Annotated in this window: 25 protein-coding genes; 12 read left to right on the plus strand and 13 right to left on the minus strand. The window is 62.4% G+C overall.

Going from position 1 to position 26,772, the window contains the following annotated elements; genetic code table 11:
• Position 1: 1 nt before the first annotated feature.
• From DP106_RS04165 to DP106_RS04190, 6 genes are all read right to left on the minus strand, one after another.
• Positions 2-538, minus strand: coding sequence for a dihydrofolate reductase (locus tag DP106_RS04165; RefSeq protein ID WP_120083711.1), 537 nt, complete (start codon positions 536-538; stop codon positions 2-4).
• The gene (gene thyA, locus DP106_RS04170) at positions 538-1,536 is read right to left on the minus strand and encodes a thymidylate synthase (protein WP_120083602.1); all 999 of its coding nucleotides are present in this window, start codon (positions 1,534-1,536) and stop codon (positions 538-540) included. Before thyA ends, DP106_RS04165 begins: the two co-directional genes overlap by 1 nt.
• 44 nt (positions 1,537-1,580) lie before the next feature.
• Entirely contained in the window at positions 1,581-2,432 is an 852-nt protein-coding gene (locus DP106_RS04175) for an ATPase (protein ID WP_120083603.1), read from the minus strand.
• A 3-nt stretch (positions 2,433-2,435) separates the two neighbouring features.
• Positions 2,436-2,744, minus strand: a complete 309-nt coding sequence (locus DP106_RS04180; RefSeq protein ID WP_120083604.1) for a DUF5827 family protein — start codon at positions 2,742-2,744, stop codon at positions 2,436-2,438.
• Positions 2,745-2,854: 110 nt separating this feature from the next.
• On the minus strand, positions 2,855-3,454 hold the full coding sequence (gene sod / locus DP106_RS04185; protein ID WP_120083606.1) for a superoxide dismutase: 600 nt from the start codon (positions 3,452-3,454) through the stop codon (positions 2,855-2,857).
• 206 nt (positions 3,455-3,660) lie between these two features.
• Positions 3,661-3,858 carry a heavy-metal-associated domain-containing protein gene (locus DP106_RS04190; protein WP_120083607.1) on the minus strand — a complete coding sequence of 66 codons (198 nt, stop codon included), beginning with the start codon at positions 3,856-3,858 and terminating at the stop codon, positions 3,661-3,663.
• A 132-nt stretch (positions 3,859-3,990) separates the two neighbouring features.
• Here DP106_RS04190 and DP106_RS04195 point away from each other — a divergent pair, with 132 nt between their 5' ends.
• Positions 3,991-4,581, plus strand: a complete 591-nt coding sequence (locus DP106_RS04195; protein WP_120083608.1) for an AsnC family transcriptional regulator — start codon at positions 3,991-3,993, stop codon at positions 4,579-4,581.
• An 87-nt stretch (positions 4,582-4,668) separates the two neighbouring features.
• Positions 4,669-7,251, plus strand: a complete 2,583-nt coding sequence (locus DP106_RS04200) for a heavy metal translocating P-type ATPase (protein ID WP_120083610.1) — start codon at positions 4,669-4,671, stop codon at positions 7,249-7,251.
• A 14-nt stretch (positions 7,252-7,265) separates the two neighbouring features.
• Here the strand turns inward: DP106_RS04200 and DP106_RS04205 are convergent, their stop codons facing one another.
• The 4 genes from DP106_RS04205 to DP106_RS04220 form a co-directional block, all read right to left on the minus strand.
• Entirely contained in the window at positions 7,266-7,817 is a 552-nt protein-coding gene (locus tag DP106_RS04205) for a hypothetical protein (RefSeq protein WP_120083611.1), read from the minus strand.
• 99 nt (positions 7,818-7,916) lie between these two features.
• Positions 7,917-8,129 carry a hypothetical protein gene (locus DP106_RS04210; protein WP_120083612.1) on the minus strand — a complete coding sequence of 71 codons (213 nt, stop codon included), beginning with the start codon at positions 8,127-8,129 and terminating at the stop codon, positions 7,917-7,919.
• 9 nt (positions 8,130-8,138) lie between these two features.
• Complete coding sequence (sppA, locus tag DP106_RS04215; RefSeq protein WP_120083613.1) at positions 8,139-9,074, minus strand: signal peptide peptidase SppA; 936 nt, start codon at positions 9,072-9,074, stop codon at positions 8,139-8,141.
• 2 nt (positions 9,075-9,076) lie between these two features.
• Positions 9,077-9,448, minus strand: coding sequence for a hypothetical protein (locus tag DP106_RS04220; protein ID WP_120083614.1), 372 nt, complete (start codon positions 9,446-9,448; stop codon positions 9,077-9,079).
• Between the two features lie 433 nt (positions 9,449-9,881).
• Here DP106_RS04220 and DP106_RS04225 point away from each other — a divergent pair, with 433 nt between their 5' ends.
• From DP106_RS04225 to DP106_RS04250, 6 genes are all read left to right on the plus strand, one after another.
• On the plus strand, positions 9,882-11,957 hold the full coding sequence (locus DP106_RS04225) for a PrkA family serine protein kinase (protein WP_120083616.1): 2,076 nt from the start codon (positions 9,882-9,884) through the stop codon (positions 11,955-11,957).
• A 3-nt stretch (positions 11,958-11,960) separates the two neighbouring features.
• Positions 11,961-14,372, plus strand: coding sequence for a kinase anchor protein (locus DP106_RS04230; protein WP_120083617.1), 2,412 nt, complete (start codon positions 11,961-11,963; stop codon positions 14,370-14,372).
• Positions 14,372-15,700: a DUF444 family protein gene (locus tag DP106_RS04235; protein WP_120083618.1), complete on the plus strand. Its 1,329-nt coding sequence runs from the start codon at positions 14,372-14,374 to the stop codon at positions 15,698-15,700. The genes DP106_RS04230 and DP106_RS04235 overlap by 1 nt, the downstream gene beginning before the upstream one ends.
• Complete coding sequence (locus DP106_RS04240; RefSeq protein WP_120083619.1) at positions 15,697-17,742, plus strand: SpoVR family protein; 2,046 nt, start codon at positions 15,697-15,699, stop codon at positions 17,740-17,742. Before DP106_RS04235 ends, DP106_RS04240 begins: the two co-directional genes overlap by 4 nt.
• 156 nt (positions 17,743-17,898) lie before the next feature.
• A complete protein-coding gene (locus DP106_RS04245) occupies positions 17,899-18,189 on the plus strand; it encodes a DUF5789 family protein (protein ID WP_120083621.1) in 291 nt (96 codons plus the stop codon).
• Positions 18,189-18,740: an adenylate kinase gene (locus DP106_RS04250; RefSeq protein ID WP_120083622.1), complete on the plus strand. Its 552-nt coding sequence runs from the start codon at positions 18,189-18,191 to the stop codon at positions 18,738-18,740. The genes DP106_RS04245 and DP106_RS04250 overlap by 1 nt, the downstream gene beginning before the upstream one ends.
• A 93-nt stretch (positions 18,741-18,833) precedes the next feature.
• Here the strand turns inward: DP106_RS04250 and DP106_RS04255 are convergent, their stop codons facing one another.
• From DP106_RS04255 to DP106_RS04265, 3 genes are all read right to left on the minus strand, one after another.
• Positions 18,834-20,261 carry a cryptochrome/photolyase family protein gene (locus DP106_RS04255; RefSeq protein ID WP_120083624.1) on the minus strand — a complete coding sequence of 476 codons (1,428 nt, stop codon included), beginning with the start codon at positions 20,259-20,261 and terminating at the stop codon, positions 18,834-18,836.
• Positions 20,262-20,305: 44 nt separating this feature from the next.
• A complete protein-coding gene (locus DP106_RS04260) occupies positions 20,306-21,022 on the minus strand; it encodes a 6-hydroxymethylpterin diphosphokinase MptE-like protein (RefSeq protein WP_120083625.1) in 717 nt (238 codons plus the stop codon).
• A gap of 140 nt (positions 21,023-21,162) precedes the next feature.
• Positions 21,163-22,311, minus strand: coding sequence for a dihydropteroate synthase (locus DP106_RS04265; protein WP_120083627.1), 1,149 nt, complete (start codon positions 22,309-22,311; stop codon positions 21,163-21,165).
• A gap of 110 nt (positions 22,312-22,421) precedes the next feature.
• Between DP106_RS04265 and DP106_RS04270 the strand changes: the two genes are divergently transcribed.
• The 4 genes from DP106_RS04270 (at position 22,422) to DP106_RS04285 (ending at position 26,744) form a co-directional block, all read left to right on the plus strand.
• A complete protein-coding gene (locus tag DP106_RS04270) occupies positions 22,422-23,009 on the plus strand; it encodes a hypothetical protein (RefSeq protein WP_120083628.1) in 588 nt (195 codons plus the stop codon).
• On the plus strand, positions 23,006-23,824 hold the full coding sequence (locus tag DP106_RS04275; RefSeq protein ID WP_120083630.1) for an RNA methyltransferase: 819 nt from the start codon (positions 23,006-23,008) through the stop codon (positions 23,822-23,824). The genes DP106_RS04270 and DP106_RS04275 overlap by 4 nt, the downstream gene beginning before the upstream one ends.
• Before the next feature lie 38 nt (positions 23,825-23,862).
• Positions 23,863-26,184, plus strand: coding sequence for a tRNA(Met) cytidine acetyltransferase TmcA (tmcA, locus tag DP106_RS04280; RefSeq protein WP_120083631.1), 2,322 nt, complete (start codon positions 23,863-23,865; stop codon positions 26,182-26,184).
• Positions 26,185-26,261: 77 nt separating this feature from the next.
• Positions 26,262-26,744: a DUF456 domain-containing protein gene (locus DP106_RS04285; protein ID WP_120083632.1), complete on the plus strand. Its 483-nt coding sequence runs from the start codon at positions 26,262-26,264 to the stop codon at positions 26,742-26,744.
• Positions 26,745-26,772 lie beyond the last annotated feature (28 nt).

The following is a 26,772-nucleotide window of genomic DNA, read 5'->3' on the forward strand; positions in this document are numbered from 1 at the left end:
GTTACGCCTCCTGTCGGCGATACGTGACAAACGCGAAGTCATCGCGGTCATCACGATCGACTTCACACCACTCGCTGTCGTCCCACTCAGGAAACTCGGTGTCACCCGCGTAGGCATCGGTGAGTTCAGTCAACACCAGTTCGTCGGCCAGCCCAAGAAACTGTTCGTAGACGGTCGCCCCGCCGATCACAAAGATCCGTTCGGCACCGTCGTCAAGTGCACAGACAGCTTCGGCTTCGGCGACAGCAGCATCGATCGAATCAGCGACAACGACACCCTCATGCAGATCGGGCTCGCTCCGACTCAACACGATATTGTGCCGTCCCGGGAGTGGGCCGTCGATTTGGGCGGCGATAGATTCGTGCGTTCGCCGGCCCATGACGACCGGGTTGCCCATCGTCGTCTGCTTGAAATGTTGAAGATCCGCGGGCAGGTGCCACGGCATCTCGCCGTCGTCGCCGATAACGCCGTTGGCGGCGACCGCGGCGATCAGGGCGATGGGTGGGTCGTCGCCGTCGGCAGCGGTGTTCTCAGCCATCATTCAGCGACCGCGAAACTGATCCCGTCGGCCGGGTCGTACGCTGTTAATTCGATATCCGCGAAACCGAGTTCGTCGAGCGGTTTATCGGCGATCTCGATGTGCGGCCGCTCGCGTGGCTCACGTGACAGTTGGGTGAGAAGCCCGGAGACGTGATCGTAGCCATCGGTGTCCTCGGTTTCGTCGGGGGCTTCGGTTTCGAGCCAGTCACGGACAGCGAGGTACCCCGCGCGCTCGTCGACAGCGGCCAGTCGCTCCTGCAGGCGATCAAGATTGTCGGCGTACCACTCGCCGCGGTCGTCGGTGCCGCAGTAGACGTGGGCGTCAACGACAGTGTGGCCGAACTCGCCGACCTCGAAACCGGTCTCCTGTGCGACGGCGTGGGTGAGCAGCGCGTAGGCCGCGATGTTGAACGGCACCCCGAGTGCGATATCGCCGGATCGCTGGGTAAGATGGCAGTTCAGTTGGTCGCCCTGGACGTTGAAGACGAACGTGTAGTGACAGGGCGGCAGCGTGCTCACGGCGGCGTTGGCGGGGTGCCATGCCGAAACGACGAGTCGCCGCGAGTTCGGCGACTCCTTGAGGGTGTCAACGACGTACTGAATCTGATCGAAGGTGCCGTCGTCGTTGCGCCACCGATGGTCGTCGTCGGGCCATGCCTCGCCGTCGAGGCCCTCCTCGGGAACCGGGAACCGTCGCCAAAAGCGGCCGTAGGCGGTGTCGAGACGACCCTGCTCGTCGGCCCACGCATCCCAGATGCCGGTCTCCTCACGGAGGTTGCGGATGTGTTCCTCGCCGCTCAGATACCACCTGAACTCGTGGATCAGTGAGTTCCACCGAAAGCCGGAGAGATCCTTTGTCGTCAACAGCGGGAACCCCTCTTGGAGGTCGATCCTGTACTGTTGGCTGAAGGCGGCGATGGTGTCAACGCCGGTGCGGTTTGGTTTGTGCCCGCCGCCGGCGAGCGTGTCGGCGACAAGGTCGAGATACTGCTGCATTGCGGCTTAGTAGAATCACCGGAGCCGGCTACAAGTGTATTGCGCTACCGGTTGCTGTCGGCCGGCTTCTCGCTGAGAGCCACGTTCAGGAGTGCTTCGTAGCTGTCCGCGTAGGCGTCGGCGACGCGGGGTGGATCACCACGCGTGTCGCTGCTGAGTGGCTGTAGCGTATGTGTCGACACCGGTTCGATCATCTCGGTGACGCGGGTGACACGCTCCTCCAGTTGGCCCTCTCGGCTGCTGCCACTGGCGAGTTCGTCGGCTTTTAGATACCGCGAGCCAGCGTAGAGTTGTACGCGTGTTGGGGCGACGACAGCGACCGCATCAAAGTCGATTCCCTCGACCGGCAGGGCGATGTCGGCGTAGGATTCGACAACCGCGGGTGTCGTCGCGGCGATCCGATCGGTGACGCGATCGAAGGCCGGCAGATACCGCTCGGACATTATCGTGTTGAACCGATCGACATGTTCGACGCGGGGCGCGTCGTCCAACGGCAGCGACACAGCAACGGGATCCGGGAGCAACCCCTCGCGTTCGGCAACGCCGTTGATGACGAACGACGGCCCCTCGGGCGTCATCACGCGATCAACGAGGAACGTTCGGCCAGTCTCGCCGAGCATCCCGGTTCGGCCGGGTGTCGGCCGCCAGAGGCGGTGGACAGGGTTCAGTTGTGCTTCCCGCAGGTCAGTGTCGCCGGCGGCCGCCAGCGTGGCGACATCCTTGCCATAGAGACGGCCGTCGCTGAGAGCAGCGGTGGCATCGTCGTGGTCGTACCAGTAGTCGTTGCCGGCGCGTGGTTTGAAGCCGACCGCACCGTCAAGAGCCGCGAGCAGGCCGGCGGCGAACGTCGTTTTGCCGGCGTCGACGCGGGCGTCGCCGGCGACGAGTAGTTTCATCGATCAGTCGTCGGTGGCGGCGGTGTCATCCTCAGCAGCGACACGCTCGTCTTTCAGGCCGTAGTAGCCGGGCTCCTCTTCGTTTGGTGGCTCGGCGATAACCAGTTCCTCAGCGTTGCGCATGATCCATGGAATCGCCCAATCGAGCAGCACGTCCTCGACGCCCTCGTCGATCTCGGCGTCGGTCTCAAGCCCCTGTAGCAGGCGGGCGATCTCGTAGACAGAGTACATCATCCCGTCGTCGAGCAGTTCCTCGGGCGTGTAGAAATCACAGGGATACAGGTCGTCGAAGGCGTCTTTCGGGCGTGGCATACCAGCCCATAGCAGTGCCGCCCCCGAAAACCGTACGGATTGGCTGTAGCTGGGAGATGTGTCTCGCCACTACACGGTCAGCGTCGCAAAAAATAGTGTGAACGCCCGAGTTACTCGAAGAGCTCGACGGCCTGTTCGTAGCGTGCACTCGGTTCCTCCCAGTCGACGACCTCGAAGAAGTTATCAACGAAGTCGTCGCGGGCCGGACCGTAATCGTGGTAGTAGGAGTGCTCCCAGACGTCGAGTGAGAGAATCGGGTGGCCGCCCCAGATCGCACCTTCGTCGTGGTTGTCGACCACGACATTGCGAAGCTGGTTCGAGAACGTATCGTAGACGAGCAGTGCCCAGCCGGAGGCGTCGCCGGCTGCGGCCTCGAACTCGCCTTTCCACGCCTCATACGAACCGAAGTCCTCGGCGATCCGGTCGGCGAGGTCGCCGTTTGGCTCGTCGCCACCCTCCGGGGACATGTTCTGCCAGAAGAGGTCATGGAGAATATGTCCCGAGGAGTTGTGGGTCACATCGCGGATCGCGCCCGCGCTGGAACCGAACTCGTGGTTCTCGCGGTTTTCTTCGAGGGTCTCTTCGGCCGAGTTCCAGCCATCAACGTAGCTCTGGTTGTGGGTATCGTGATGCCACGTCAGAACCTGCTCACTGATATGCGGCTCAAGGGCGTCATAGTCGTACGGAAGTGGGGTGAGTTCGTAGCTCATAGGTAATTCCTCCATCCACGCGTACTGGTGGCACGCTGTTAAAGCTTGAGGAGTTGTATGGTAGCAGTCCACACGATTCGACCGCTGAAACAAGCGGTTTCGGCACCTCGGCGAACTGCGTGTAATCAAAATTCATTCCCCGCTGGTGGTAGCTTAGCAGTGACCCGGGCCGGGTCGACGACCAAACAGAGTCCGGTCACAAGGGGTTACGCCGACGCCTCGTAGCCGGCATCCTCGACAGCCGACAGGAGGTCGGCAACCGCGGCTGTGCCCTCGATCTCGGCGGTGCTCGCATCCCGATCCACGCTCGCTGCCGTCACACCATCTACCGATATGAGAGCGTCTTTGACAGCCTCCTCGGGGTGCTCACAGCTCATCCCATCGACAGTGATCGCCTGTCCCATAGCCGGCTACACATCGGGGCTTCGGTGGCTTGTAAATTGTTGCTTTAATCTGAAGGCTGCGCGTTGGGGACAGCATGGATTCCAAAGTGGATCGTGGCCAATAGTATTGTATCCGACACGCGTACAGCCACCATGCGCGATCTCGACGAAACCGACATGGAGATCCTCTCGATGCTGGCCGCCGATTCACGCCGCCCGTTCAGCGAGATCGGCGACGAAATCGGTCTTTCGGGGCCAGCAGTCTCCGATCGTGTCACACGACTGCAAGAAACCGGCATCATCAACACCTTTACCATCGATGTCAACCGCGGCGCGCTGCGGGCGGGCGTCCCGGTGTTGATCGATCTCGACATGCCGGCGGAGTCGGTGACGCCAGCGCGAGACCAGCTCCAAGACGCCGACGCCGTCGAACACATCTTCGTCACCGCCGAGGGTGATCTGCGGTTTTATGCCCGCGTCGAAGCCCAAAACATCCGTGAGTGGGTCGCCGGGCTCTTCGAGAATATCGCCGTCAACGACTACACTGTCACCCTCGTCGACGATGTTGAGTGGACGCCCACAATCGACGGCGTCGAGTTCGCCTTGACCTGCGCGGAGTGTGGCAACACCGTTGACAGTGAGGGTGAGACAACACGGATCGGCGGTGAGGTCTATCACTTCTGTTGTTCCTCCTGTCTGAGTCGCTTCGAGGAGCGCTACCAGCAGTTCGAATCAGACGCGTAGGTGCTTTTGAGTCCAAAGTTTGCGGCCTGTCTCAGCCGTGGTCTCGAAGTAGAAAACGCAGTAAGTATGGAACCCGTATAGACACCTATGACCACACGGACAATCACCCTCGATATCACGGGGATGTCCTGCGCCAACTGTTCGGCAACCATTGAGGACACCCTCAGCGAACTTGACGGCGTCGACGACGCGAGTGCCAACTACGCGACCGACAAGGCGACCATCGCGTACGACGCCACAGCGGTATCGCTCGCGGAGATATACGACGCGATCGACGACGCTGGCTACGAGGCAGTCTCGGAGACCGTCCGGATCGGGATCACAGAGATGTCGTGTGCGAACTGCGCCGACACCAACGCCGAGGCCCTCGAAGCACTCCCCGGTGTCATCGAGGCGGACGTAAACTACGCCACCGACGGGGCGCAAGTCCGGTACAACCCCGCGGCCGCCACCATCGACACGTTCTATGACGCTATCGAGAATGCCGGCTACGAGCCGGTTCGAGAAGCCGGCGATGACAGCGGCAGTGATACCGACGCTCGTGATGCGGCCCGCGAGGGCGAGATCCGCAAACAGCTTCGACTGACGCTGTTCGGGGCTGTGTTGTCGGCTCCGCTGCTCGTCTTTCTCGCCGACAAATTCCTGCTCGGCGGCGCGGTCGTCCCCGACTCGGTGTTCGGCGTCGAACTCGGCTGGATCGAATTTCTGCTTGCAACACCCGTCCAGCTTGTGCTCGGCCGGCCGTTCTACAGCAACTCCTACGACGCGCTCGTGAAGAACCGGCGGGCGAACATGGACGTGCTGATTGCGCTGGGGTCGACAACGGCTTACACCTACTCGATTGCCGTCCTTGGGAGGTTGATCGCCGGCAGCCTCTACTTCGACACCGCCGCGTTGATCCTCGTGTTCATCACGCTCGGTAACTATCTCGAAGCCCGCTCGAAGGGGCAAGCCGGCGACGCGCTGCGGGAGTTGCTCGAAATGGAGGCCGACACCGCGATCGTCATCACCGACGACGGCGAGGAGGAGATTCCACTGGAGGATGTCGAAGTCGGCGATCAGATGAAAGTCCGGCCGGGCGAGCAGATCCCGACCGACGGCGTCGTCGTCGACGGTCAGAGCGCGGTCGACGAGTCGATGGTGACCGGCGAGTCGGTGCCGGTCGAAAAAACCGAGGGCGACGAGGTCGTCGGCTCGACGATCAACGAAAACGGTGTCCTCACCGTCGAAGCCACCAAGGTCGGCAGCGATACCGCCCTCCAGCAGATCGTCCAGACGGTCAAAGACGCCCAGTCCCGCCAACCGGAGATCCAGAACGTCGCCGACCGCATCTCGGCGTACTTCGTCCCCATCGTCATCGCCAACGCCGTGCTGTGGGGCTTGTTGTGGTTCTTCCTGCCAGAAACGCTGGCTGATTTCGTTGCATGGCTCCCGCTGTGGGATCCCGTGGCCGGTGGCTCGACAGTCGTCGGCGGGACAGTCTCGGTCTTCGAGTTCGCGGTGATCGTCTTCGCTTCCGCCGTCCTCATCGCCTGTCCCTGTGCGCTCGGGCTGGCGACGCCCGCGGCGACGATGGTCGGGACGACAATCGGCGCCCAAAACGGCGTCCTGTTCAAGGGCGGCGACATCCTCGAGCGCGCCCGCGATGTCGACACAGTCGTTTTTGATAAGACCGGCACGCTCACCGAGGGCGAAATGGAGTTGACCGACGTGGTCGCCTTCGATGGCGAAAGTGAGGCGATTGCAGATGGCGGCCAACTCGCTGAACGCGAGGCGCGCGGCGAGGACGACGTGCTCCGACTCGCTGGGAGTGCCGAGCGCGGCAGCGAACACCCACTCGCGCGTGCTATCGTCGAGGGTGCCGAAGAGCGCGGGATCGAACTCGGTGATCCTGAGGACTTTGAGAACGTCCCCGGACAGGGGATCCGTGCGACTGTGGAGGATCGAGAAGTGCTGGTCGGCAACCGCAAACTCCTGTCGGGCAACGGGATCGACACCGAACCCGCAGCTGAGACGATGGAACGCCTCGAAAGCGAGGGCAAAACCGCGATGCTTGTCGCTATCGACGGCGACCTCGCAGGCGTTGTCGCCGATGCCGACACGGTCAAACCGAGCGCGAAAGAGGCCGTGAGCGCCCTGCAAGCCCGCGCTATCGACGTGATGATGATTACCGGCGACAACGAGCGTACCGCTCGCGCAGTTGCCAAGGACGTCGGCATCGACCCCGACAATGTCCGCGCTGGCGTCCTGCCGGAGGACAAATCCGACGCCGTTGAGGAAATCCAGGCGGGCGGTCGCAAGGCGATGATGGTCGGCGACGGCGTCAACGACGCCCCCGCCCTCGCTGTCGCCTCCGTCGGCACCGCCATCGGCTCCGGCACCGACGTTGCCATCGAAGCCGCCGACGTGACGCTCATGCGCGACGACCCACTGGACGTGGTGAAGGCGATCCGGACCTCGGCGGCGACGCTGTCGAAGATCAAGCAGAACCTTGTGTGGGCACTTGGCTACAACACGGCGATGATTCCGCTGGCGTCACTGGGGCTACTCCAACCCGTCTTGGCTGCGGGTGCAATGGCGATCTCCAGCGTTTCAGTGCTGACCAACAGCCTGCTGTTCCGTCGCTACTCGCCGGAGACGGACTACAGGCTGCTGGGCCGGTTCCGGTGATCGTCAGAGATGTCTCAGCCCCGTTGGGCACACGGTCCGGTGAAACAGCCGAGGCAGTCCATCGTACGAAGATCCAGCAGATATGACGCGTTTGCGTTTTCCTGATCACCCTGCCGCCGCTTGTACTGATGCAGCGGTGCCTGCTCCGACTCAACGGTGGCTTCGATCTGTGCAACCCCGGTTCGCCAGATACCCTCCATCTCCTCGGCCTCAGTGCCCCACCCCGACAGTTCGTCCCGCCAGCGTACCCAAACGTAGATGTCTACCGCCGGCTTCTGGCGGTACCGCTGGTAATCATTGCGGTTGAACGTCACAACATACTGTGGCGGAAGGTCATACTGTTTCTTCGCGGTGAAAAACGGTGTCTCCTGTGTCTTGAGGTCGGCTAGAGTGCCCGCTGCCAGCAAATCAAGTGCCGTTGGATCGGTCGCCTTCGCGGGATGTTCCCTCCCAGATAGCCCGACCTTCGGCGCAACCGTGGTGAGAAAGGTCTCCTCTCGTTGTTCGCCCACCCGCAACGATGGCTTTTTCAGTTCGGTATCCGCCGGTTTGTCGTCACCGGTCATAGAGTAGCTGGCCGGCACCTGATATATGAATCCTTGTATCACAGAAACGCCGGAAGGCTGCTATAAGCGGAAAAATACACGAGAGACAGGTGCTGTCTGTTACTCCGCAATCTGGGTGGAATACATGATAAGAAAAAGAAACACCAACATCACGAGGACAGCAGCCTGGAGACCGACAAAGTAGTAGGCTGCTGGGAGCACAACAAACACCAATGCCCCAAGAATCGCTGTCTGCAGATACTGTGAGCGCCATGATGACTGCGTGGGTAGGTCAGTCGGCGCGGTCGGCGGATCGCTTTGGTCGTCACTCATAGCGGATCGTTATTTTAGCTCGATATCGACCTCGCCGGCGTCGCCCGCGACCGTGTTGGCGACCCCGCTACCGGCGGCGAAGGCGATGCGTTCTGCCGCCAATCCAACGCGTTCGGTAAGGCTGCGAGATGGTTCAAACTCCTGTACTACGGGGTCGCTGTCGATCAGGTCGCCGATCCGGCTCTCGACATCCTGCTCGGTGCCGAGTTCGTCGACAAGCCCGATCTCCGCGGCGTCGCTCCCCAAGTAGATGCGCGCTTCTGTCTCACGGATGGCAGCCGGCTCCATCTCTCGCCCCTCGCTGACGGTCTCGATAAATCGTTCGTAGTACCCGTCAACGATGCTCTGCAGATACTCTCGTTCGTCGGCTTCGATCTCCCGTAGCGGCACGCCGGCGTCCTTGTACGCTCCGGCCGTGAACTGTTCATACGAGATTCCGAGCTTCTCAGCCAGTCCGGCTGCGTTTGGCCGCGAGCCAACAACGCCAATCGAGCCGACGAGACTGACATCTCTGGCCCACAGCTCATCACAGCCGCTGGCGATCCAGTAGCCACCGGAGGCACACGTATCGGTCGCATAGGCGATTGTTGGGCCATCGAAGTCGGCTGCGGCACGACGGATGTCGTCACTCGGGAGTACCTCACCGCCCGGCGTGTTGAGTTCAATCAAGAGAGCCGCGACTGCCGCATCATCGTCAGCGGCGTGTATCTGTTCGACAATGGTGTCAGCCGCGGCCCCGCGCGACCCTGAGAGCGGCGACATCCGGCCTCGTTCCCGCTGGATCGCCCCCGAGATGGTCACCTTCGCCACATTGTAGGCGTCGGTGGAACCGACGCGACCACGGGTGACCCGCGACAGCAGGCGTTTCCCAGCGACTGTGGCGGCTGCACCAACGATGCCCGCGGCCACGACAGCGGGCGTTGGAGCCGTTGAGTCAGTTGCCATCGTTAGGCGTCGGACTCGTGATCTGCGTCATCGCTTGCATTGTCGGTACTGTCGTCATGTTCATCCGCATGTCCGTCCTCATCGTCATCGGCGTCGTCTGTCTGTGTTGTCTCTGTCGTTGTGTCCTCTGTGGGATCGATACTGATCGGATCGCTGTCGGTTGGTGGATTCTCAACAACGGTTGTTGGGTCGTCCGAAACGGCACCAGACACATAGCCAACGGTTCCGCCAACAAGCCCACCAGTGATCGCCCCTGGGATACCGCCGCGCTTGAGGCCGGTGATCGTTCCCACGGCACCACCAGCTATCGACAGTGCGACCGGGTTTGGACAGTCAGTCTCCGTGACCGGGTCACCAGTTGTCTCTTCAACCATATCCGTTCTTGGGTCGCGAAACGGATATATTGGAGGATTCCCCCGCTGAAACGTACCAACAGGAGTGGTGTGTTGGTGATCATCACCACTGTTTCGTCGCAGACCGCAGGTATAGCTCAACAAGGCCTGTCGCCGCCGGTATCGGTGCCATGTCGATGGTGGTCGCTGGGGGAAGGCTGGATAAGAGCATGGTACCATGCGACATGCTTATTGCTGTCAATCCCCAGTTTACAGTTAGCATCGGATGCGGGTCGAGACGACACCCAGCCGTGTTGGTTCCTGTTGAACTGTTGCTCGTCGTGATGTGCGGACACCGAGTCGGGACGATGAGCCATGCGGCTGTCGAAATATCCATGTTGTCACACCGGCAGCCAAGAACGATAGCAACCACGGTGACCTGTCGGATCGCCACCGTTTCCGAGCTCACAAACAAATGACAGATCGACACACGCTTGAACGACTCAGCGAGGAGTATCGGACGGGGATTCCTGACGACCTTCGGGAGGCCCGTTCATTCACGTGGTACCTCGACACGCTGTACGATGACCCACGGGTCGCGCGAAACGCCCACCAGCGTGTCGCTGATATGTTCGACCACTATGGAACACAGTACGACGAGGCAGACGGCCTCGTCGAGTACGCCCTTGCCGCCGAGGATCCGCTCCACGACGGTGAGAACATCTTCTACGGCCGCGAGATCCATGAGGCGATCCACGAGTTCGTCAACAAGGTAAAATCCGGGGCTCGCGGCCTTGGACCGGAGAAACGCATCAAGCTCCTGCTTGGCCCCGTCGGCTCCGGCAAATCACACTTCGACTTTCTCACCCGGCGGTACTTTGAGGCCTACACCCGCGAGGACGCCGGCCGGATGTACACCTTTCGGTGGACCGACCTCTGTTCGGTGATCGACGATCAGGATCCCGGCGACGACACCGTCCGCTCGCCGATGAATCAGGATCCGCTGGTGTTGCTCCCAAAAGAACAGCGAACCGCGGTCATCGAGGATCTCAACGAGATTCTCGACGCGCCGTACACGCTGCGCAACGACCAGCATCTTGACCCTGCCTCGGAGTTCTACATGGATGAGTTGTTGGCCCACTACGACGATAATCTGGAAGCCGTTCTCGAAAATCACATCGAGGTAATCCGGCTCGTCGCCAGTGAGAACCGCCGGGAGTGCATCGAGACCTTCGAGCCGAAAGACAAGAAAAACCAGGACGAAACCGAGCTCACCGGCGACACCAACTACGCGAAGCTGGCCGTCTACGGCGAGTCCGACCCACGGGCCTTCGATTACGCCGGCGCGTTCTGTAACGCCAACCGCGGGCTGTTCTCCGGCGAGGAACTCCTCAAACTCCAGCGGGAGTTTCTCTACGACTTCTTACACGCCTCACAGGAGGGGACGATCAAGCCGAAGAACAACCCCCGGATCGATATCGACCAGGTGATCGTCGGCCGGACGAACATGCCGGAGTACCGCGAGAAAACCGGCGACGAGAAGATGGAGGCGTTCAACGACCGCACCAAGCGGATCGACTACCCTTACGTGTTAGAGTACGAAAGCGAGTCGAAGATCTACCAGAAGATGCTGCAGAACGCCGACGTGCCGAACGTCCACGTCGAGCCACACACACTGGAGATGGCCGGCCTCTTCGGCGTACTGACCCGCCTCGAAGAGCCGACCGACGAGACGGTCGACCTACTGGAGAAGGCGAAGGTCTACAACGGCGAACTCGAAGACGAGGAGGTCGACCGCCGGAAGCTCCGGGAGGACGCCGAGGAGTCCGCCGACATCGGCGAGGGGATGGAGGGTGTCTCCGCGCGGTTCATCGGCGACGAGATCGCCGAGGCGATCATGGATGCGACCCATCGGGATCGATCCTACCTGTCGCCGCTCTCCGTTTTCGATCACTTCGAGGCGAATCTCGGCGGCCACGGCTCGATCGCGGCCGACGATCTCGACCGCTACGAGCGACTGCTCGATACCGTCCGCGAGGAGTACCGCGAACGCGCCATCGAGGACGTGCGCCACGCCCTCGCCTACGATGTCGATGAACTCCGCCGACAAGGTGAAAAATACATGGATCACGTCATGGCCTACATCGACGACGCCACCGTCGACGACGAGCTGACCGGGCGAGAAACCGAACCGGACGAGACGTTCCTCCGGGCGGTCGAGGAGCAGCTCGATATCCCCTCCGACCGCAAGGATGACTTCCGACAGGAGGTCTCGAACTGGGTCTCCCGCCGAGCCCGGGAGGGACGGGATTTCGACCCACAGGACAACGACCGCCTGCGACGGGCGCTCGAACGGAAACTGTGGGAGGACAAGAAACACAACATCAACTTCTCCGCGCTCGTGTCGGCGACGGATCTCGACGAGGAGGAACGCGGCGCGTGGGTCGACGCCCTCGTCGACCGCGGCTACTCCGAGGATGGCGCCGCCGAGGTACTTGAGTACGCCGGCGCGGCCGTCGCCCGCTCGGAGATGGAGGATGGAGCTGACTGAGCGATGACAGACACCACAGACGGCGAGACGTTTCGGCGGGCGGCCGACGAGCGACTGCAACAGGCCTACGACTCGCCGATGAGCCTCGACGAGTACGTCGACCGTGTGCTTACGAACCCGATCGCCGCCGCTTCTGGGCCACGATACCTGCTTGCCGCCATCGAATCGCAGGGCACCCGCACGGTTGAGGAACGCGGCGAGACGCTGGATCGCTACCGGTTTTTCGACGACCCGTTCAACGACGGTGAACACGCGGTGTTAGGAAACACCGCCGCGCTGAACGCCTTCGTCGACGACCTCCGGGCGGCCGCTGCGGGCCGCGGCAACGACGAGAAGATCGTCTGGATCGACGGGCCGACAGCGACCGGAAAATCAGAGTTCAAGCGATGTCTGGTCAACGGGCTACGGGAGTTCTCGAAGACCGACGAGGGCCGGCGGTACACCGTTGAATGGAACGTGACCGGCACCGCGGGCTCGGCGCGCTCGCTGTCGTACGGCAGCGGCGGCGACGCTACCGCGTGGTACCGTAGTCCGGTACAGGCGAACCCGCTGTCGGTGTTTCCCGACGATATCCGGGCGGAGATCGCCGAGTCGGTGGCCGACGAGACAGCCTACCCCATCGCCGCCGATGTCGATCTCGACCCGTTCAGCCGCGAGGCCTACGAGCATCTGGAGTCGACGTACCGCGAGGAGGGCCGCCGCGACCTCTTTTCGGCGGTGACCGACCGCGACCACCTCCGGGTGACGAGCTACGTCGTCGACGTTGGACAGGGGATCGGCGTCCTCCACGCCGAGGACGACGGCACCCCCAAGGAGCGCCTTGTCGGCTCGTGGATGAGCGGGATGCTGCGGGAACTCGACTCACGGGGCCGAAAGAACCCACAGGCGTTCAGCTACGACGGCGTGCTCTCGCAGGGCAACGGCGTCGCCACCATCGTCGAGGACGCCAGCCAGCACGCCGACCTGCTGCAGCGACTGCTCAACGTGCCCGACGAGAATCGCGTCAAGCTCGACAAGGGAATCGGGATGGATGTCGACACCCAGCTGATCGTCGTCTCGAACCCGGATCTCGACGCCGAACTCGACCGCCACGCCGAGAAGGAGGGTGCCGACCCGCTGAAGGCACTGAAACGCCGGCTGACGCGCCACGAGTTCCGGTATCTGACCGACCGCGGGCTTGAGGCGGCCCTGCTTCGCCGCGAGGTCACCGGCCGAACCGGAGTGCCCGGTGCGGGGGTCAGCGGGGACGCTGTCGAGGCGACCAACGGCGACAGACAGACTGAGACCCGTAGTGCGATCGGTGCCAGCACCGATCACGTTCGGGACGCCGTCCGAACAAGCGTGCGGGACGACGACGGTCGGACACGCCAGCGGGAACTCGCACCGCTTGCGATCGCCGCGGCCGCGCTGTATGCGGTCGTCACCCGGCTGGAAACCGAGGATCTGCCCGCCGGTATCGATCTGGTTGAAAAGGCCCAGCTGTATGAGACGGGCGAACTCCGCCGCGATGACGAGGTCATCACCGCCGATGACGTATCGTTTGGCGGCGACGACGGTCGAACCGGGATTCCCGTCACCTACACACGCGATGTCGTCGCTGACCTACTAAGCGAGGAAAGTGAGCGCAGCCACCCCGAGTTACCCGTTGAGCGGGTCGTGACGCCACACGACGTGCTGGACGCGATGGTCGACCGGCTGGCAGACGCGCCGGTGTTCTCTCGGGCGGAGGTCAAGGAGTTCGAGAGCCGCCACACCGCGGTCGCCGAGCGGGTTCGGGAGCAACAGCAGACCGATGTCGTCGACGCGGCGCTGGCAGCCGAAACCGTTGGGCCCGAGACCGTCGCGGAGTACGTCGAACACGTCTACGCGTGGGATGCCGACGAGCCCGTCGCAACCGACCGCGGCCAGGAGTCGCCGGACGGACTGGTGATGAAGGTTTTCGAGACCGAAACCCTCGGCCAGTTCGACGAAAGTGACTACCGCGGCACGGAGCCGACCGAACCGGTCGCTGAGTTCCGCCGCGAGCAGGTAATCCGCGCGCTCACCCGGTATGCGTGGCGGAACCGCGGCGACGAGTTTAGCGTCGACGATGTCGAACTCGGCGAGATTCCGGAGCTACAGTCGGTTCTCGAAACGAACGATCTTGCTGATCTGAAACGCCGATCCCCTGAACTCGATCCAGGTGAGTGGGCTGACCCCCCGGCTGACACCGAGACCGAGCGTGTGAAAGCTGAGACGATCGAGCGCATGGTCGATCAGGGATACAGTCGCGCGTCGGCGGAGCTCACCAGCCGCGCAGTGATGCGAGAGATCCGCGACGAGTGGGCAACGCTGTCGACCGACGGCGGTGAGCCGCCGGAAGAACAAGATGGTAGTGGTGGCACATCAGCCACCCTCAACGGTGGTGATCGCTGATGGGGCTGCCCGAGGATCGCGAACGGTTTAGCGAGATCGGCGAGGCCCGCCGCGAAGACCTCACCGAGTTTATCAGTCACGGCGATCTTGGCGGCTCCGGGCCGGATCAGGTGCGGATCCCGGTCAAGATCGTCGATCTGCCGGCCTTCGAGTACGACCAACGCGAGGTCGGCGGCGTCGGCCAAGGCGACGACGGCCAGCCACAGCCCGGCCAGCCGGTCGATCCCCAGCCGGATGACGGCGACGAGGCGGGCGAGCCGGGCGAAGAGGGCGGCGACCACGAGTACTACGAGATGGATCCCGAGGAGTTCGCAAAGGAGCTCGACGAGGAACTCGGGCTGGATCTCGAACCCAAGGGCAAACAGGTCGTCGAGGAGGTCGAGGGTGATTTCACCGACACCGCTCGAACCGGGCCGCAGGGGTCGCTCGACGTCGACGAGTTCTTCAAACGCGGCTTGAAACGCCATCTCGCGACCGATTTCGACGAATCATACGTTCGCGAGGGGCTGTTCGTCGACGGGGCTGGTGTCGACGAGGTGTTCACCTGGGCCCGCGAGGCATCCATTCCGGTGTCGCGGGCGTGGATCGCCGACGCGGCCCGCGAGATCGAAGCCGATCGGGGAGAACCCGTCGAATCCGTCGCCCGCTGGGCTGATTTCGAGACGCTTGCGGCCGAGGTCGACCGCGAGCCGGCAGGCAAACGGATTCGCCGGCAGGGGATCGATACCATCCCGTTCCGTCGGGCCGACGAGCGGTTCCGCCATCCCGAGGTTATCGAACAACACGAGCGAAATGTGGTCGTCGTCAACATCAGAGATGCCTCTGGATCGATGCGGGAGACCAAGCGGGAACTCGTCGAGCGCGTGTTCACGCCGATGGACTGGTATCTGACCGGGAAGTACGACGCCGCTGAGTTTCACTACATCGTCCACGACGCCGAGGCCTGGGAGGTCGACCGCGAGGAGTTCTTCGGAATCCAGTCGGGCGGCGGCACCCGGATCTCCAGTGCCTACGAGCGCGTCGAGGAGATTCTTGAGGAGTACCCCTACAACGAGTGGAACCGATACGTGTTTGCCGCCGGCGACTCCGAAAACGCCGGTGCTGACACCCAGCAGAACGTGATCCCGCTGATGCGGTCGATCGACGCCAACCTGCACGCCTACGTCGAGACCCAGCCGGGCGGGACGACACAGAACGCCCGACATGCCGAGGAGGTCGAACGCGCCCTTGGCGACACTGACAACGTTGCCGTCGCCCGTGTTACCGGACCCGACGACGTGACCGACGCGATCTACGAGATACTCAGCACGGAGGACACCGACTCATGAGAGATGACAGACTCGAAGCAAAACGCGAGGCCGAACAGTTAGACGAGCCGGCCGCCGAGGCCCGGAATCTCGCCGAGCGGCTCGGCCTCGATCCGTACCCGGTTCGGTACTGGGTTGTCGACCACGACGAGATGAACGAGCTCATCGCCTACGGCGGGTTCCAGCAGCGCTACCCCCATTGGCGATGGGGGATGAACTACGACCGCCAGCGCAAGAAGGATCGCCACGGCCTCGGGAAGGCCTTCGAGATCGTCAACAACGACGATCCGAGCCACGCCTTTCTGCAGGAGTCGAACACGATGGCCGACCAGAAGGCTGTCATCACCCACGTTGAGGGCCACGCTGACTTCTTTGCGAACAACGACTGGTTTGGGCTCTACGCTGACCGCGGCGAGGACGGCCCGAACGCCGTCGCCCGGCTGGGCCGCAACGCCGACCGGCTCGCGGAGATCGGCCGCCGGGCCGATGTCGACCGCGAGGCAGTCGAACGACTGATCGATGCGGTCTCTGCGCTGGAGGATACCATCGACCAGCACAGTCCCGTCAACGCCGCCCGCGATGGTGACGCGATCGAGCCGACGAGCGACGGCGACGACCCCAGAGAGGAATTGCAGGCAAAGATCGACGAACTTGATCTCTCCGAAGAGGTGCAGGGCGATGTCTTCGACGAGGAGTGGCTTACGTCTCAGGATGGCGGTGTCGAACCCGACAAGCCGCGGCCGGATGTGCTCGCCTTCCTGCGGGATCACGGGAAGCGATACGACTCCGAGACAGGGAAGGCCGTCGACCGCGAGCCCTGGGAAACGACCGTTATCGACGCGATCCGCGAGGAGGCCTACTACTTTGCGGGCCAGAAGGTGACGAAGGTGATGAACGAGGGGTGGGCGACCTACTGGGAGTCGATCATGATGGGCGGTGAAGGGTTTGCCGGTTCTGACGAGTTCCTCACGTACGCCGACCACATGTCGCGGGTGCTCGGCTCGCCCGGGCTAAACCCCTACAAACTCGGCTTCGAGCTCTGGACACATGTCGAGCTACAGGCCGCCCGGCGGGATGTCGTCGACAAGCTGCTCCGTGTCGACGGTGTCACCCCGGAGAACTTCCATGCAAAGATCGACATCGATGAGGTTGCCGACACGCTGCAGCCACATCCGGCCATCGAGGGTGCCGGCCCCGCAATGCTCGACGAGCTTGCGGAGCTGGCCGCCGACGGTGACCCACGGGTCGACGCCGAGATCGTCGACCGCGCGCTTTCGATTCGTGAGGGTGATACCGATGCCGCCGACGGCCCGGATATCGAGGCCTATCCGTGGAAGCTGCTCACCTACGAGGGGTTGGCCGAGCGACACTACGTCTTGTCGCGGCCACAACACCGCAACGCGCTGCGTAATCTCTCGCGGTCGACACTAGAGGAGCGAGCGCGCTACATGTTCGATGTCGACCGCTATGAGACGGTGGCCGAGGCGCTGGCCGATGTCGATCGCACCGCCGGCTGGAGCCGAATGTACGAGGTTCGGGAGAGCCACAACGACGTAACATTCCTCGATGAGTTTCTCACCGACGAGTTCGTCCGCGAGCGGAACTACTTCACCTACGAGTACAGTCAGGCCGGCGACGAGTTCCGCGTCGCCAGCACCGATGCCGCTGCTGTGAAGCGAAAACTGCTCCTGCAGTTCACGAACTTCGGCAAGCCGACGATTGTGGTGCTTGACGGCAACTTCAAAAATCGTGGCGAGTTGCTCTTAGGCCACCAGTATAACGGTGTCGCGCTTGACGAGCAACAGGCGACGGCGACGCTCAAACGGGTGTTTGAGCTCTGGGGCCGCCCGGTGAGCCTGGCGACGATCCAAACAGAGTATGACGACAAGGAGCTTCGGCGCGCACAGCGACAAAATCGGGAGCCAGCGGGCACCGAGGTCGGGGTTCGACTGCAGTACGACGGTGGTGACGTCACCGAACACGAACTCGACGACACGATCAAGTCACGGATCGAAGCCGACGAGGTCGATTACGACACGAAACCCGACGAGTGGCTGTCGTGAACAGCTAGCGACCCCGATCAGCAATCACACCGAACCGCTGTGTTGATTCGCTGTCGTTCGGGCTCGTGTTACGCGCTCATCTGCAGACGTGGCTCAGCGTAATCCTCTAGCTTCGCTCACCACAACCGCTTTACCAGATGCTATCCTGTCACACGTATGCGCCTCCCAGAGACACGCGACCTCTTTGCGCGGAAACTACAGTTCCCGGCGACACGGGCAACCGTTCTGGAGACGGTCGGTAGTACAGCTCTTGACGCGCCCAGTGGCGAAAACAAAACGATCGGCGACGTTATCGACCGGTGTGAAACAGACGAGTTTGAGTCCGCTGATAGCCTCTACGATACATTGATGACCTTTGTCGGCGAGGAGTTTATCGGACGAAAATATTACGATGACCGCGGTGGGATCGGTCAGTCACATGACGACCAACAGGAGGTGAATTTCTGATGAGCGTTACCATCGTTGCTGGTGTCACCGGCGTTGGCCTCACCAGTGTGTGTCAGGCTGTTCGCGGGACACTGGACGACAGCTACACCCTGCTGAATTTCGGTGACGTGATGCTTGAACAGGCGGCGACCAGCGGGATCACAACTGATCGTGCGGAGTTAGCGACACTCAGCCAGACACAGACCCGCCGACTCCAGCGACGAGCCGGTGAGTTCGTCGCCGACGAGGCAACACAGACGAATGTGCTGCTTTCGACACATCTCGCCGTTGAGACGGAAACCGGCTATATCCAAGGACTCCCAGAGGAAGTATTACATGATCTCTCGCCGACAACGTTCATTCTTGTTGAGGCTGCCCCGGAAACAATCCGCAGTCGTCGCAGCGAGGGCGATACTGTGGATGTCGACAGCACGCGAAAAATCGCCTTTGAACAGCAGTTGAACCGGTCGGCTGCCCTGCAGTATGCTCGCGAACAGAACGCACCGGTTGAGTTTCTTGAAAACGAGGGCAGTATTGCGGACGCTGCCGAACGGATGGCCGACACGCTCTGAGCAGCGGCGACCACACAGGGTGGTGTTTGAACCGACCTCAGCAGGTAACACCACGAATGCTGTACCCACCAACCGACGGCGTGTGCCCGTTTCTCACTCCTCGCCGCGGGCCGCCTCAAACATCGCCAGTGCCTCGTCACGTCGCTCGCTGTGGTCGACAATCGGCGCGGGATACGCTGGGGCGGCGTTTCGTCGCTGTAGCGACGATACATCGTGCCACGAGTGGATGATATCGGGATCGACGCCGTTCAGTTCGGGCACGTATTTCGTGATGTACTCGCCGTCAGGGTCGTAGCGTTCGCCCTGTGTCATCGGGTTAAAGATCCGGAAATACGGCTGTGAGTCCGTCCCGGTCGAGGCGGCCCACTGCCAGCCGCCGTTGTTGTTGGCGGTGTTGTGATCGACCAGTTTCTCGCGGAACCAGTGATACCCCTCCCGCCAGTCGATCAGCAGATCCTTTGTGAGAAAGGAGGCGACGATCATCCGGACGCGGTTGTGCATGTATCCCTCCGCGCGAAGCTGTCGCATCCCGGCGTCGACGATCGGATACCCGGTTTCGCCGTCCTTCCACGCCTGCAGGTGCTCGGGGTCGTCCTCCCACTCGATCGGGTTTTTGTACTCCTTGTAGTTCTCGTCGACGACCTCGGGATTGAACCACAGGACGTGTGTGTAGAAGGCCCGCCACGCGAGCTGTGACTGAAACTCCTCGATCTCCTCGCGCTGGTCGTCGGTCGCGTCGGCTTTGATATCTTCGGTGGCCCAGTAGACCGTCCGGATCCCGATTGTGCCGTGGGTGAGATCGGCCGAGAGCCGCGAGGTCGACTCCCGGGTCGGGTAATCGCGGTCGCTGTCGTAACGATAGATCCCGTCGTCACAGAACGCCGCAAGGCGGTCGCGGGCGGCCGCCATCCCGGCGTCCGGAAGATCGGCCTCCGGCTCGTCGAACCCGAGGTCGGCGAGCGTCGGGATCTCGCCGGCATCGACATCGAGGGTGTCGCTGTCGACGAGCTCGTCGGCCGTCGGTGCCGGGTAGGGATCGTCTTTGTCGCGATCGTGCCACTTCCGGCCGAAGTATGTAAACACCGAGTAGGGATCGCCGTCGTTGGTCGTGATCGACCCCGGTTCGTGACAGATGGCGTCGTGGAACGACTCGCGGGCGATGTCGGCGTCGGCAAGTGCTTGCCGGACTGCCGTGTCGCGGTCGCGGGCGACCCCAGAATAGTTTTTGTTCCAGACCACCCGGTCGGCAGCAACGGTTGTAGCCACATCGACAACGACCGATTCCGGGTCGCCGTGCCGAATTAGCAGGTCACCACCACGATCACGGTACCACTCACGGAGTTCAGCGAGTGCAGCTACGAGGTAGGCGACGCGCGGCGAGCCGGCATGTTCTAAGACGCTGTCGTCGAACACGAACAACGAGAGTAGCTCGGTTCCATCGGCAGCAGCTGCGTCGGCGGCGGCCGCCAGCGAGCGGTTGTCGGTTCCTCGAAGATCCTGGCGGTGCCAGTGGAGTTGCATATCTATACCACGGGCGGGCGGGTAAGGAAAGTTGTGGAGACAGGTTAGCCGGTCGACACAGTCGTTAGATCGGTCGTCAGTGACTCACGTCGGCCCTCAAGCAGACCAAACCGGTCGCCGCGGCGACGCTCCAGCCAGTACAACAGGTGTTCGGCCCACCGGAGCTTGCGTGCTTTCATCGGCTCGACGGTGGGGTCATCGACATCCCAACCCAGAAAACGAAGCTCGCTGGCACCGAACGCATCGGCGATAAACGCTGCCCGGTCGCCGTCTGTAAAGCCGCCGAAGTTGCTGACCGAACCGCGTGGCACTGCCTGTGTCGTCACTATCGTGTGCTGGCTATCAAACTGTGGCAACCACTCCCGAACGGCTGGGATGTTATCCCCGTGAGCGTGCGCAGCCACACCAATACCGTCGTGTGTTAGCTCGCATGCTGTCTCAGTGTTTTTGTCCAGATCAGTGACCATCAGATCGACCGCGATGCCGGCGGCGGCCAACACCTCGACCGCGGTTGAGGCGGCAACCACGGCGTCAACGCTGCCGGGATCGAACGCATCAAGCTCGGTCGCCAATGTGGGTGCGGCACCGACGATGGCGACAGTCGCATTCTCGAAGTCGGCCAGATGGTCGGCTGAAAACGGCGATACGAGTTCGGCGGCGACATCACGGGCACGCTCGTCGGCACGCCGCTCAAATCCGAGATCCGTGAGAATCGCCTCGTAAACCGGCTCCCACTCGGCAAACGCGAGACCGTCGCTCATTGATGTCATGAGAATCGGCTGACAAGCGGCGGGCTCGTTGGCACGGATACTGTACGGGCTGGAACGGCACCATGCCCCGCCACCCAACTGCCGTTTCGCCGTCCAGCCGATCGTTTCGTATCATCCGACATATGTTTCGTTTAGCAGCACCGCTCGCTGATACGTTCCACAATCGATGCAACAGCGGGTGTCTCGGCTGTTATCTGGCGGGTGAGCGTTTTGACGCCGGCTGGCGTAACAATCAGCACCAGCCCGTTGTCAGACGTATCGCTGACGACGACCCCAGCCACCTCCGCGGCGGCCGACAGCAGTTGCTCGCGCGCTGTCGTCGCGAGGCCAGCGATCTCAAAGGTGCGTGTAACGCTGTGATCGGCAATGTCGGTGTCTCCGGCACGCCCTTCGAGATGTCGCTCGGCTTCTCGTCGTGTCGTAATATCAAGCTCTTCAATACGTGCCTCACCATCCCGCTCCCGCAGTCGATCACGGCTGAATTCCTTGCCGATCAGCGCGGCGTCTCTGGTTTCAGCCACATCGTGGGTTCGGATAACGTGTGCGCCGCGTTCAACTGCCATCGCTGTCGCTGCCAACGAGACCGGCAGCGCCCCTTCGGTGTCACGACCGGCAACCGACCGGAGGAAGTTTTTGCGGTTAATCGACACCAAGATCGGGTGGCCGTAGCCGCGGAACTCTCGTAGTCGGCGAAACGTCTCGCGGTCGTCTTCGACTGTCTTGTCCTCGCTCCAGCCGCCGAAGGCGGGATCGATGATCGTTTTGTCGGTCAGGCCGTTCAGCTCCAGTGCGTCGTAGATGTCGTCGACATCTTCGATCGCACCAGGGGCTTCAAGATTCGGCGGTGAGGCCATCTTGCCGACTGCAACATCGTAGTCCGCACAGATCTCAGGCAGCTTCGGATCAGCGAAGCCACAGATGTCGTTGACCATATCAAAGCCGCCGTTGAGGGCCGCCTCGGCGACCTCGTGGTAGCGGGTTTCGATCGAAAAGATCGCATCCCCCGAGACGCTTTCGATGGTTTCCAACGCGGTCTCAAGCCGATCAAGTTCACCCTCCGCGGAGAGCACCTCAAACTTCTTGTTGGCCGATTCAAGGCCGATATCAACGATGTCGGCCCCTTCGTCGATCAACTCGCGGTCGACGTATTCAGCCGCCTCGCCTGGGCTGTTGAACACGCTCGGCTTGTAGGGAGATTCGCTGCTGACGTTTAAGACGCCCATGATCCGTGGCGGCTGGTCGTCACCGATCTCCAGACCGGCGGCATCGACAGTTCGCATACGACAGCTATGTCAGCCCAGAGTATAGACTGTCCGGTCGTGCCGCTACCGATGGAGGTTTACCGTGGCGAACCCAGTCGGTTTTTATTTACTCCGGCGGTAGGGCTGCTATGGGCAAGGTCAACGTCGGGCTTCGCGGCTGGCGGTTTGCGGAAGCTGACATCTTCACCGATGAGGGGCTATTTAAACAGCTTGAGGAGATCCCAAAGGACGACCGGCAACGACTGCTTCGGCTCGTCTCTTTGGTCGAGAAGCCGTGTGACGCCTGCCGGCTGATTCACGGCGAGGATGAGATTCATCGTGCCAGACAGGCGGCGGTCGTCTACGGCGAACCGAACGATGAGGTCGTCCTCTGTGCTGACCACGAGGCGGACTTTCTGTACTGGTATCAAAACGACGGGGGCAGCGAGTATCGCGGCAGTGCTACGTTCGATGACGCCTTTGAGGAGTGGTTCGACAACGGTGGTCGCGCCCCCGATGGGTTTGAGGCGGTCGAACACGTCGAGACTGATCCCGAGGGGTTGCCTGATCCACCGGACGCCGAGGAGCTCAACGCGATGCTGTCGGAGGGGTATGAGCCCGAGCGGATCGACCTGCGAGAGTACGTTGACGACGAGACAGCCGCGGCAGCCAACGACACGCTTGCAGATGATGGTATCGACGGGCTTGACACCGAGTATCCGAGCACCGATCAATGAGTAGTCACAAACCGGTCGTCGTCGTTGTCGACGCACAAACGCCGGGCAACGTCGGCACCATCGCTCGGGCGATGAAAAACTTCGGCCTATCGGATCTCAAGCTGGTCGATCCACCGCCGTTGGATCCCGGCGGCGAGGCCTACGGGTTTGCCGGCCATGCCCGCGAGGACGTGTTACCGAATGCCGAGGAGGTTTCGTTCGAGGATGTCGTTGCCACCTACCACACCGTCGGCTGTACCGCGATCACCGGCGAGGATAGCCGCCGCCATCGACGGTTTCCATACACCACACCCGCCGAGTTGGCCGACAGCCTCCAGACGGTCGACAGCCGGACAGCCATCGTCTTCGGCCGAGAGGGGCGGGGACTCTACAACGAGGAGATCGAGCAGCTCGATGAGATCTGCTCGATCCCCGCAAGCGACGACTACCCAGTCCTCAACCTTGGACAGGCCGCCACGACCGTTCTCTATGAACTCCGTGATCTCACCGTCGACGAGACCCAACTCCCTGACCGCGAACACGAGCGCGCCGCCGAAGACGACATTGAACGGTTTTACGACTATTTCGGGACGTTTCTCGACGCCCAACGCTACAATGATCGAAAACGCGAGAAGACCCAACGGCTCATGCGACGGTTGATCGGGCGTGCACACCCGACCGGCCGAGAGATTCACACGCTGTTGGGTGCTCTCCGTCGAGCAACCGAGCAACTCAATCATCGACAGGAGCTGTTAGACCAGTACGACGAACCCGACCGGTTCGGCGACGAGACAGCCGGCGACGGCGACACGGAGCAAACAGGTGACGATGCATAGACGGAAAGAGCCTTGCCGACGCTGCTGTAAGCCGGGGTATGGATCTGCGGAGCTTTGTTGCCACCCTCCGTGAGAACGCCCGCGCCGCCAATGAGCGGCGGCTACTCGCGCTCACCGGCAACCGTGAGGCCGGTGTCGACGCCGCCCATACAGCAGTTGAGGCAGCCGGCGTCGACGACGAGGCGGTAAGTCTGGTCACAACCCGCGAGGGGTTCAGATACCACCGACTCCACCCTGATCACGCCGACGAACTCCTCGGAACAACCCGAGAGATCGTTATCTTTGATTGCCACAAGGGATTTTCCGCCAACGCCCTCGGCCAGGTCACCGGCGCGGTTGACGGCGGCGGCCTTCTCGTGTTGGTGCTCCCGCCGCTGGAGGAGATCCCGACTCAACTCTCCGCGCTGGTTGATCAGGTGGCTGTTCCGCCGTTTTCCCGCGACGATGTCGGCACTCACTTTCGGCAACGGCTGGTCACAACACTGCGCCACCATCCAGGTGTGGCGATCCTGCGACTCCCGCCATCGACGGCGGCACCGAACGGCGAGCACAAAGAAATCGAGATCGAACGCGACGGCCTGAGCAATCGATCACAGTCGACACCCCCATCTGACCCACACAGCTACACCGACACCCCGTTCCCCGACGCCGCGTATGAGGCCTGTCGAACCGGTGATCAGGCTCGCGCGGTTGCTGGCCTATCGGCACTGTCGAACCCAAGCAACGCCGTCGTCGTCGAAGCCGACCGCGGCCGTGGCAAATCGAGTGCGGCTGGGCTGGCCGCCGCCGCGTTGGCGGCTGATGGCAACGACGTCCTCGTAACGGCACCCAGCGTCGACAACGCGGCCGAACTCTTCGAGCGAGCTGCCGAGCTGCTGGCGACACTCGATCACCCGGCTGCCGGCGAATCGACCGGCGACGAGGCCGACGCTGTCGACCCACCGTTGGCAACGACAGCTGGCGGTCGCATCCGGTTTAGACCGCCACCGGACGCAGCCGACCTCCCAAGCGACCCTGACGTGGTGATCGTTGACGAGGCGGCCGCGCTTCCGGTTCGATTGCTGGAACGCCTGCTCAACGCACCGGCTGTCGGCTTCTGTACGACAGTCCACGGCTACGAGGGATCGGGCCGGGGGTTTGCGGTTCGGTTCCGGGAGCGACTGGCTGCGTCCTCCTATGACGTGACCGATATCGAACTCCGCGAGCCGATCCGCTACGGACAGGACGATCCAGTCGAGGCGTGGCTGGCGTGGACGCTCCTGCTTGATGCGGAGCCGCCAGCCGACCAGCTTGTTGCCGACACAACACCTGAGACGGTGTCCTATCGCACACTTACAACTGACGACATCGCCGACGATGAGAGCCTGTTTCGGTCTGTTGTCGGGCTGTTGGTCGCGGCCCACTACAAGACTGAGCCCGACGACATCGTGCGCCTGCTTGCGGCCCCGAACCTCGAACTGCGCGCGCTGTTGTCCGACGGCCATCCGGTGTCGGTCGCGCTGCTTGCCCGCGAAGGCGGGCTCAGTAGCGAACAACAAGCGGAGAGCTACCGCGGCCGGCGCGTCCAGGGGAATATGCTGCCGGACGTCCTGACAAGCCAACTGCGGGATCCGACAGCGGCGGGGTCTGTCGGCTATCGCGTGATGCGGATCGCCACCCACCATGCCGTCCGGTCGCGCGGATTGGGTTCGGCACTCCTCTCGCGGTGTCACGACGAGTTCAGCGACAGTGTCGATTGGTTCGGTGTTGGGTTCGGTGCAACGCCGCGTCTGCTGTCGTTTTGGCGCGCAAACGGGTATCGGCCCGTCCATCTCTCGGTGACCCGAAACGAAACAAGTGGGGAACACTCCGCGCTCATGCTGCGGCCGTGTTCGACGGCGGGCACTGACCTCGCAGACCGCCATAGCCGATGGTTCCGCGACCGGATCGCGGGGCAGTTGGCTGACACGATTTCTGGCGTCGCGCCGGATGTCATTCGCGGTGTGTTGCGTGCGGTGTCAGTGTCGGCTGATGACGACGAACTGGGTACATGCGATCCTGCCGACCGCGACTGGCGGGTTCTCGCGGGCGTCGCCTACGGGCCAGGAACCTACGAGGCGGCTCCGCATGTGTTTCAGCAGCTTGCGATGGCCCATCTCATCCGGCCGGTCGCCGAACTGTCGCCGCGAGCCGAGCGGCTCCTCGTGCGGAAAGTGCTGCAGTGTGCGCCGTGGGCGACCGTCGCCGACGAACTCGGATTTGTCTCTGAGCGGCAGTGCAAACGTGCTTTCGGGGCGATCGCGAGGCAGTTCTGTGAGGCTGTCGACAGCGAATCCGGTGGCGACATCATCGCCGAGGAACGCGCGACGTACGAGAACTAAGCACAGATTACAACAAGTGAACGTACCGACAACCACTCGGTCGCATCTCTTTTCGCATTCGACAGCCCAGTGGTGGTATGGCTGAGGTGGTTTTCGTTGTCGCTGTCGTGCTGTTGGTCGCTGGGATGGTCGGAAGTGTGCTCCCAGCGGTTCCCTCCGGACTCTTTTCGCTGGCCGGAATCTGGGCGTACGCGCTGTTCGGCAGCGATCCGCTCGGCCCGCTGGCCCTCGGCGGGTTGACGCTGGCGGCGATTGGGACGGTCGTCGTCGACCACGTCGGCGGCCCGGTGGCGGCAAAGCTGAGCGGCTCCTCAAACCGAACCGCACTCATCGCGGCCGCCGTTGGCTTCGTCTTGCTGTTCGTGCTCGGCCCGCTCGGCATCATCGTCGGCGTCATCGGGGCTGTATTTTTCCTCGAACTCGTCGAGGGAGCCGATACAGAGACGGCTGCCAAGCGGTCGATCTACACTGCCGCCGGCGTGTTGGGCTCAGCGCTTGCACAACTGCTGTTGACCGGAACAATTCTCCTCGCATTCGTCGTGGTCACTGTTGTGTTCTGAGCAGCGAATCACACACCCCGCGACGAAC

This window comes from Halonotius pteroides (genome assembly GCF_003605635.1).
Taxonomy (GTDB): domain Archaea; phylum Halobacteriota; class Halobacteria; order Halobacteriales; family Haloferacaceae; genus Halonotius; species Halonotius pteroides.